General features: G+C 39.1%; 8 protein-coding genes and 1 other annotated feature. All 8 genes read right to left on the minus strand.

Annotated elements, in window-relative coordinates:
- Positions 1-155 precede the first annotated feature (155 nt).
- Positions 156-373 (minus strand) — a binding site (T-box leader).
- Positions 374-442: 69 nt separating this feature from the next.
- The gene (gene ppc, locus HT714_RS07840; protein ID WP_173226440.1) at positions 443-3,139 is read right to left on the minus strand and encodes a phosphoenolpyruvate carboxylase; all 2,697 of its coding nucleotides are present in this window, start codon (positions 3,137-3,139) and stop codon (positions 443-445) included.
- A 24-nt stretch (positions 3,140-3,163) separates the two neighbouring features.
- Positions 3,164-4,387: an FtsW/RodA/SpoVE family cell cycle protein gene (locus HT714_RS07845; RefSeq protein WP_050242906.1), complete on the minus strand. Its 1,224-nt coding sequence runs from the start codon at positions 4,385-4,387 to the stop codon at positions 3,164-3,166.
- Positions 4,388-4,589: 202 nt separating this feature from the next.
- Positions 4,590-5,531 (minus strand): peptidylprolyl isomerase PrsA, encoded by a 942-nt coding sequence (prsA, locus tag HT714_RS07850; RefSeq protein WP_138701950.1) that lies wholly within the window; start codon positions 5,529-5,531, stop codon positions 4,590-4,592.
- A 66-nt stretch (positions 5,532-5,597) separates the two neighbouring features.
- A complete protein-coding gene (locus tag HT714_RS07855) occupies positions 5,598-6,311 on the minus strand; it encodes an O-methyltransferase (protein WP_173226438.1) in 714 nt (237 codons plus the stop codon).
- A 1-nt stretch (position 6,312) separates the two neighbouring features.
- The gene (gene pepF / locus HT714_RS07860; RefSeq protein ID WP_173226436.1) at positions 6,313-8,115 is read right to left on the minus strand and encodes an oligoendopeptidase F; all 1,803 of its coding nucleotides are present in this window, start codon (positions 8,113-8,115) and stop codon (positions 6,313-6,315) included.
- A gap of 18 nt (positions 8,116-8,133) precedes the next feature.
- Positions 8,134-9,087: a competence protein CoiA family protein gene (locus tag HT714_RS07865; protein ID WP_173226434.1), complete on the minus strand. Its 954-nt coding sequence runs from the start codon at positions 9,085-9,087 to the stop codon at positions 8,134-8,136.
- 79 nt (positions 9,088-9,166) lie between these two features.
- A complete protein-coding gene (locus tag HT714_RS07870; protein WP_173226432.1) occupies positions 9,167-9,544 on the minus strand; it encodes a type II toxin-antitoxin system HicB family antitoxin in 378 nt (125 codons plus the stop codon).
- 27 nt (positions 9,545-9,571) lie between these two features.
- The gene (locus HT714_RS07875; protein ID WP_115904484.1) at positions 9,572-9,763 is read right to left on the minus strand and encodes a type II toxin-antitoxin system HicA family toxin; all 192 of its coding nucleotides are present in this window, start codon (positions 9,761-9,763) and stop codon (positions 9,572-9,574) included.
- Positions 9,764-9,789: the final 26 nt, after the last annotated feature.

Here is a 9,789-nt window from a genome sequence, read left to right on the forward strand (position 1 = left end):
GTCAGTTCTATCCACAACCTCAAAACAGTGTTTTGAGCAGCCTGCGGCTAGCTTCCTAGTTTGTACTTTGATTTTCATTGAGTATAAACAAGCGACGCCATCGTTTTCTTTCCATACTAACCTCCATCAAAAAAAGTCCTCACACAAAAAACTTGTGTGAGGACGTCGATGCGCGGTACCACCTCAATTATAGGGAATTTCCCTATCGCTCTGTCTCGCAATAACGAGATGCACTGTAAGGTGTGCTCACCGAATTTTTATGATTTCAAATTCTAAATAACATTCAGCCCAATTTTCATCATCGCCACTTATCTGTTTTCAGCTACCACAGACTCTCTTGAAAGTTTGTACGATTACTTTTCTGAATGGTTAAATTATATCATTTTTAAACTACTTGTCAATAGTCTATTAGAATTTTTTTCATCTTCACTTTTGAAAATGATTAGCCTGAATTACGCAATCCTGTTGCAATTCCGTTGATGGTGATATGAATCAATCGTTCTTGATCACTGGACAATTCTCCACGACGTTGGCGTTTGATCAACTCCAACTGAATATAGTTGAGAATATTAAAGTAAGGCATACGGTAATCCAGACTAGCTTTTAGATATGGATTGTCAGCTAAGAGTTCGTCATGTCCTTCAATAGCCAGGATAACGTTCTTAGTAACTTGCCATTCATTTAAAATAGTCTCATAGATGGCCTTAACTTGCTCGTCTTCACAAAGTTTAGCATATTCAAAAGCAATATTCATATTTGATTTTGACAAAACCATATCAACATTTGAAAGAAGCGATTGGAAGAAAGGCCAATTTTGGTACATATCTCGTAAAATAGCAATATTTTCTGGATTTTTATCGATAAATTCCTTGAAGCTTGAACCAACCCCGTACCATCCAGGGAACATAACACGACTTTGTGACCATGAGAATACCCAAGGGATGGCACGCAAACCACCGATTTCAGTAATCGTCTTACGGGCAGCTGGGCGAGAACCAATGTTAAAGCTTGAAATAGCCTTGATTGGACTTGACTCGAAGAAATAATCATAGAAATGCTCATTACCAAAGACCAAATCACGGTAGATATCGTAACTACGGTCCACTACTTGATCCATAATGGCTTCATAACGATTTGAGGTATTGGTATCGCTCTTCTTCTGAGTAATCATACGGTTAATAGCTGCCGATACTAGCATTTCAAGGTTATAGTAAGCAGCGTCTTTATTACCGTATTTATTGCCAATTACTTCACCCTGCTCCGTCAAGCGGATACGATCCTTGATAGACTTGAGCGGTTGAGATGTGATGGCTTCATAGGTTGGCCCACCACCACGACCGACAGTCCCACCACGGCCATGGAAGAAGGTAACCTTAACGCCAAATTCATCTCCAATAGCAGTCAATTGTTGTTGAGCCTTGTAGAGGGTCCAACATGATGACAAGTAACCGCCATCTTTATTACTGTCAGAGTAGCCCAACATGATTTCTTGATAGTTATTACGTGAAGCAATCCATTTTTTGGCAAGAGGAAGAGAAAGATATTGTCTCATTGTTTCCTCTGAATGATCCAAGTCTTCAATTGTTTCAAAAAGGGGAACAATCTGAACACGCGCCCTTTCCGTATCCACCAGTCCTACTTCTTTTAATAGAATAGCTAATTCTAGCATATCAGAAAGGCTGGTTGCATGTGAAATGATAGTCTGACGGATGACATCATCTCCCAACTTATCTTTCAAAACACGAGCCGTCTTAAAAATAGCTAGTTCTTTTGCTAATAATTCTGATTTTTCTGCGTGAGTCGCAGAAAGAATTCGGGGATCTTCTTCTAACTCTTTCAAGAGAAGATCGCACTTTTCTTCTTCGCTCAACTCGCTATAGCGAGAATGAATTCCTGCTGATTTCAAGAGTTCTGCCACACAGGCTTCATAGACGCTAGAGTCTTGTCGCATATCAATTGATGCTAGGTAAAAACCAAATATCTCTACTGCCTGCAATAATTCCACAAAATCACCTGAAATCAAGGACTCGCCCTTATTTTCTAGTAGAGAATCTCGAATGGCAATCAAATCCTTGTAAAAATCATTGGCGGTTTCATAACGAGTCCCAACTTCCTTATCCTCAATCAGATAGGTTTTTGTTGCTTGAATTTTTGATTGAATATCAAACAAGGCACGACGGTAAAGCTCTTTTTCGCGGTAAATCGAGTTATCCTTGGACTGACGAGCCATTTCTCTGACTTGCTTACTTACATTGACAATGCTAGTTGAAAGAGAAAACTCACGATAAAGTTGGTAAATCTTTTCATCATAGTAGTTCATGATGACTTCACACTGAGTGAGTGCAGACTGCTTCAAGGTATCTGCAGTAACAAATGGATTTCCATCACGGTCACCACCTATCCACATACCCATGGTGATTGGTTTAGCCTGTTTTAAATTCAGACCATGTGCTTGCGCTAAGCGCTTATACTCCGTCGTCAAGTGAGGTACAGCTTTCAAAAAGGAGCTGTTGTAATATTCCATAGCATTCGTGATTTCGTTAGTCACTTTTAATTTTTTCTCACGAATCATGTCTGTCTGCATGATAATTTCGATGTAACGACGCAAATCATTGTGCCATTTTTCTTTATTGATCAACCCCAACTTAACATCACGGTATTTACGCAAAAGACTATGAATATGATTTGTTAAATCCAACATACTTTTGCGTTGCACTTGTGTTGGATGGGCTGTCAAAACAGGAACAACATTCAAGTGTTCTAGGATCTCAACGGCATTTTCTTTTTCAGCAACCATTTTGATCGTTGTAGATAATTTACCTAAATAGTCCTGATCAATATTATTTTGATGATTGATTTCATAAGCTAAATCCACATCCTCTGAAATATTAATCAAAAGAGGTAAGATTGAAAAATAGCGTGAAATATAGACCATTTCATCATTTGATAAGCTAGTCACTAGACGGTTTAGACCTTGATAATCTTCCTGCGTTGATAATTCTTTCAACTGCATGATTTTTTCAAAGGTCTCTGGTGCAAGCATATTTTTAGTAATATCTTCCAGCAATTCTGTTAGAATCAATACTTCTTCTTGCACAACACTTTTATTACTATAATTTTCTAATTTTTGAAGAGACATAGACTATCCTTTCTTTATTCTACTTCACAGAAGGTTCATTGGTTGATTTTCCAATTCTCGGTACAACTTAGCGCGTTTTTCACTGGCGTCAATATTTAAGACAAAGGCCACTGCCACTGATAAGACTAGAAGACTATTCCCCCCCTGGGATAAGAAGGGGAAAGTCACTCCTGTAGATGGAATCAAGCCCGAAATCCCTCCGATATTGACAAATACCTGAACCAACATCATCCCTCCGACACCGAGTGCAACCATGGCATTGAAAGGATTCTCCGCTCGGATACCGACCAAGATAATCCGCAGAATCATGAAAAACAAGAGAGCTAAAATGAGACTGGCACCAACAAAGCCAAATTCTTCAATCACGATAGAAAAGACAAAGTCTGTATGAGCTTCTGGTAAATAACCTCGTTTTTCAATCGAGTTTCCAAGACCTAGACCAAACCAACCGCCATTGACCATGGCAAAATAAGAATTAGATAACTGGTGACCCGCATCAGCACGATCCGCAAAAGGATTAAAAAAGGCACTAAAGCGCTTGGCTACATAGCCAAATACTGGAATTTTTGAAAAGGTCTCAACACCGATTAGACTGATAGTGGTCAAGACAAAGACAGAAGCGGCAGATACGAGCGCCAGAATGGTTGAAAACCAGCGATAAGCGATTCCACTAACTGTATACATAATCAAGGAAACTAAGACTAAAATAGTCGCATTTCCTAAATCAGGGAAAATTCCCAAACTTCCAATCAGAACTAGGAGAACGAATCGCCAATCATTAAAAGCACGGGGAAGCCATTGATTTTGAGTCAAAACTTGAAAATCATAAATAGCTATTTCTTCTTGCTGTTTGGAGAAGCGGTGAGCCAAATACCAAATAATAATGATTTTTAAGTACTCAGCTGGCTGAATAGTTACTCCTGCAACCGAAATCCAACCGTATGCCCCGTTTACGGAAATACCAATAAAACGAGCTAAGAACAATAAAAGCATTTCTATCAATATAACTAAAATGATTAGTCGCTCATTTCTCAAAAAATCTAGTCTCAATTTATAAATTAAGGCAATCAGTATCAAACTAACAATCCAAAAGATTCCTTGGTTTCGAACCAATTGCAAGGCGCTCTTGCCTTCTTCAATTAAAATAGCGCTGGTGGTCGAATAGACCACAATCAAGCCCAAAATAGATAAAAGCAAGTAGGGAATCAAGATGGAATAATTTAATAAGTGCCTCTTACTAATCTTCATAGTATCACCACTCTAGTAGGATACAGACAAATCTGTTCCAAATTCCGTTTTATTTTCTAGTTTTGATTGCTATTATACCATTTTTTCAGAAAGAAAAAAACTCTTACCTTACAATCCTTCGAATTTTACTGTTTTTACAGAATCATTTCCAGACTCAAGTTCAAAAAATACAAACCTCAAAAGAGATTTGTATTGATTTGGACTATTCGTTTGATGTACTACTGCTTGAGCTTGAATCTCCACCACCGATATATTGGGTAAAGATATTTTGGAAGGCTTGGTCCTTAACCTTGATATTGGCTGCTTGTAATTCTTTTCCGATAATGCTTTGAACAAATGTTGAATCATTTTGTTTTTGAGTCAAGATAACAGTTTTTAATTTTTCTTTATAGTCATCAATATTAGATGATTTTTCTGTTTTCTTAATGAGTTTTACAATGTAATATTGGCTACTGTAGGCTTGTGTGCCAGTTGCTGTAATCACATCAGAAATGCCATTTACATCTAAAGCGAAAGCGGCTTTCTTGACTTGCTCAGGTACTTCCGTTGAAGCAGAATCAAAGGTAATTTCTCCACCATTTGCTTTTGTTTTTTCATCAGTTGAGTTATCTTTGGCTAATTGAGCAAAATCAGCACCTTCTGCCTTGGCTTTTTCGAGAACTTCTTTGGCCTTATCTTCATTATCAAGACGGATGATTTGAACCGTTACATCTGGAGTGTATTCGTCAAAGGCCTTCTTGTAAGCATCATCTGTCAATTCAGCTTCTGCTGCCTTCTTAACTGCCAACTCAACTAATTTACTTGTACGAATTTGAGCTTTACGTGTTTCAAGAGTCATACCCGCTTGTGACAAGACACGTTGGTAGTTTTCGCCATATTGTTTTTCTTCTTCGGCAATAGTATCATCAACCTCTTTATCATCAAGCTCTGAGCCATATTGTTTTTCAAAAACTTTTTGGATGGTCATATTTAACAAGACTTGTTGGGCTGAAGGGTTGCTTTTCACTTGCTCATAAAATTGATGTTCTGTGATGACATCCCCTTTCATGCTGATAAGGTCTGCCCCTTCTGAACCTTTCGAACAAGCTGCTAAAGTTGCTACTGATAATAGTGTGATGGCACCTGCCAATAGTTTTTTCTTCATGTCTACTCCTTTGAGATAAGTGTTACTCTATCTATTTTACTATATTTTCTTAAATTTTTCTGAAAATCATTCGCTGTCAGGCAATTGAACATCTGCTACATTTTTACGAAGCATGAGAATGCCATCTCCCAGAGGTACTAATGTTGCGGTGAGTCCTGGATTGTCTAAGGTTGCGTCAAATAGTCTTTGAAGTCCTCGATAGATGGTTCGCTGACCTCGACGGACTTCCATAATGTCCTTGGCAACATCACCGCCTTGAAAAATATCATCCAAGACAACCACACCTCCAACTTCCAAATGTTTGAGGATTTCTGGCAGAAAGACGATGTATTTAGACTTGGCTGAATCCATAAAGACGAAATCATAAGACTCTGTCAAGGTTGATAAGACATCTACCGCATCTCCTTCTAGGAGAGTGATTTGCTTACGACTATCAAACTGGGCAAAATTTTCCTTGGCAAAACCAATCATTTCTGGATTGCGGTCAATGGTTGTAATCTTAGCATTTTGCGCATGTTCTGCCATCAAAAGGGCAGAAAAACCAATAGCCGTCCCAATTTCCAGAATGTTTTTAGGTTGCATGGTTTGCATGAGAAAACGGAAATAAGCAACCGTTTCATGGGGAATGATGGGAATATTTTCCTTACGGGCAAAGTCTTCCAATTCTTTCAAATCGCCTGTGACTTGCTTTTGACGCTGACGCATCAAGTCCACAATTTCTTCCTTGACAACAGGACGACGCATGTTATGGTTGGCATTTTTACTATACGATTCAACCATCTTATGCCAATCCCAATTTTTCAACAAGGGCTTCAAACTCATTTAAACGACGTTCGAAGACTGCAAAGGCATCGTTGAGGTAGTCTTCCTTCTCCATATCAACACCAGCTTTTCTCATGACATTGAGTGGATAGTCAGACTTACCTGCCTTGAGGTAGTCGATATAGCGGTCACGGTCTTCTTGACTACCATGGACAATCTTTTCAGCCAAGGCTGAGGCTGCTGCAAAGCCTGTTGAATATTGGTATACATAGTAGTTATAGTAGAAGTGTGGAATGCGTGCCCACTCGTATTGGATTTCAGGATTGTCTTCCTTACTCAAACCATAATACTCTTGGTTCAAGTCTGCGTAGAGTTTATTTAGGAAATCGCTTGTCAAGACTTGACCATTTTGATCCGCTTGGTGAATGGCGTGTTCAAACTCAGCAAATTGAGTTTGGCGGAAAACTGTTCCACGGAAACCATCTAGGAAGTTATTGAGGATAGCAAAGCGCGTTGCGTCGTCTTCCACTTCTTCCAATAATTTCTCCGTCAAGATATTTTCATTGGTCGTTGAGGCAATCTCAGCCAAGAAGATCGAATAATCTCCGTAAACATAAGGTTGCGTTTCACGAGTATAGCTTGAATGCATACTGTGACCTGTTTCATGAACAAGAGTAAAGAGATTGTCCAAATTGTCCTGCCAGTTAAGAAGCATAAAGGCATTGGTATCGTAAGAACCACCAGAGTAAGCCCCTGAACGCTTGCCTTGATTTTCATAAACGTCAATCCAACGCTCACTAAAGGCACGTTTAACACGGCTCAAGTAATCCTCACCCAAGACTGCCAAGGCATCTTCTGCCTTTTTCAAGGCTTCTTGGTAGGTAAAACTATATTCAACAGATGAAAGTGGTGTGTAGACATCGTACATCTTGAGATCTGAAATTCCCAAGATTTTTGAACGAAGTTCAAGGTAACGATGCAAGAGGGGTAAATGCTTGCGAACTGCTGCTACTAAATTGTCATAAACACTTTCTGGAACAAAATTGGCTGCTAGGGCTGCATGACGAGCACTCTTGTAATTGCGAACTTTGGCACGGTAGTTTTGAACCTTAACATTGGTTTGCAAGGTTTTAGCATAGGTATGTTGGAATTGTTGATAAGTCGCATAAAGAGCTTGATAGGCACCACGACGCACCTCACGATTTTTAGACTCCATCAAACGTGTGTAAGTCCCATGAGATAGCTGAACTTCCTTACCATCATCGTCAAGAACATAAGGGAACACAATATCCGCATTGTCCAAGATAGCGAAGGTTTCACTTGCTGAACCAAAGATTTCTCCAGCTCCAGCCAATAATTCTTCTTCACGTTGTGATAGAACGTGTTCCTTACCTTGCAAAAGCTTGTCGAAATAGTGTTGATAAACCTGCAATTTTGGTTGAGCTTCTAAAAAGTCAGCATACTGCTTTTCACTGATTTCCATAAATTCAGGTTCATAGAATGAAAAGGCTTGGTCTAGCTGACTGTAGAGAGTCATGGCCTTGGCATAGTACTCTTGGTACTTGGCTTCACGTGTATCCTGGTCATTTTTCATATGAGCATAAACGTAAAGCTTCTCCATATGGCGTTCCATTTCAAGAGAAACTTCAGTGATTTCGAGTAGGCTATCCGCACTATCTAGGAGATGGCCTTCATACTGGCCTACTGTCTCCAATTGTTCTGTTAAATCTTTTAAGGCTTCTTCCCAAGCCTGGTCAGTTGGGTAGATCGTTGATAGATCCCATGTATCTTTTTCATTTATTTCATGTCTTTGTAATACCATTAGATTCCTCCATCCTTTCTATTCTACCATATTTTTCAAGAAATATTGCTGATAAAAGGCTGGTGGATAGAGCTTTTGCCAATCATTTTGAGGATTTTCTTGATAATAGGTGAAAAAGTGCTGATAATAGCTATTCAAGTCTTGTTCAATCTGGAAAAATTTGCCCACTAGTGGTCTAATTTGGGGATACCATGCTTTTAGCTCATAAGTCAGGATATTCTCTCCCTTTTGATAGGCTTCTGCTTGTTCTTTCATCCAAAAAGGATTTTGATAATACAATTGTTGCCGGATATAGCGACAGATGTCCTTATCCTCAGAAACTGTAAAATGAGATATTTTTTGTTTCTTATAGGGAAGACGCAATATCTCCAGTAGACTAGCCTGACCATAGGGAAATTCCTTAATCTGATAATGGAGTTTGCCTCGGAGATCCTGGTAAATCAGGTATTTAAGCCTTAAAACCTGTTTTCCCTTGTCTACTTCCCAAATATAAAAGCCCATATTTTGACTGAAATAAAGAAAACCTTGTTGTAGACGAGTCAATCGCTCCTTGAGCCACAGTTTTTCTCCCAGCAACCACAGTACTTGGTAACCCTGACTACGATAGCCCTCACTACGCTCTTTAAGAATTTTTTGAGGCAAGGGACTACACTGAACTTCTAAAGCTAGATTGCCATTTACAAATACATCTGCAATCTGTTTAAGCTCTGGAAGCGGGTATTCTAATTGCACCTCAGCCTCTGTCTTCAACCAATGATAGAGGACTTCCTTATTGGACAGGTGTTCTGGACTTTCATTTTCAGAGGAATAATCACAGTCTTTTAAAGATTTATGTGCAAAATGGGTCCGGACACTTGGTCCTTGACGCAAACGGAGCTGACCTGCACAAGCTGGGCAGGTGTAGGCTTGATTCTCCAGCTTATCCTCTAACACATTTACCAACTCTCCCCTAGCATCTCTCGCAACAAACATGATTTTCCCCCTTTTCTATATTATTCGTAAAAAAAGAAAAAAGATCAGGAAATTTCCTAATCTTCATCACTCTATAATTTTAGAGTTGCAAGCGACTTTCAAGAGCTTGTGTCAACACTTCAGAATAGTTCACTTTCTCACGATCTGCAAGTCTGACTAGCCACTCTGGAACCGTAACATTTTTTCGAATCGCTTTATTATTCTTTACGAAAGGCAAGGGATTGACCTGAATCAAAGTCACAAATCCATCAGAAGCTTTCAACATAGAAATGTCACTAGGAGTAGGTAGAGCCAATCCTTCATCAATATAAGAAGCTAAAACACTCTCAAGCATTTCCCGAGCATTTTTCATTGCAAGTTCAATCGTTGCTCCTTCAGTCCCGCCTCCAAATTCAGGAAATTCAACCCAGTATCCAGTGCCTTCTTTATGAAAAATAGCAGGATAAGATTTTAGCATAATACACCTCCACAATTTCCAAATCAACTATAATCCCAAATCTTTTAATATTTTTCTCTCTAGACCTTTTCCTAAATCCTCATTACCGTGAACTGGAATAGTGACAAGATAGGGAACCCCTTCTTTCTTAAAATGATGATGACTTCCTCTCTTACGTACTTCAATCCATCCATTTGCAAGAGCTAATACTCTTCGAAAATCAAATTCAAACCACGTCAGCTTATCCTTGCCGTACTCAAGTACAG

The sequence above is a fragment of the Streptococcus sp. 3705 genome, assembly GCF_013277145.1.
Lineage (GTDB): Bacteria > Bacillota > Bacilli > Lactobacillales > Streptococcaceae > Streptococcus.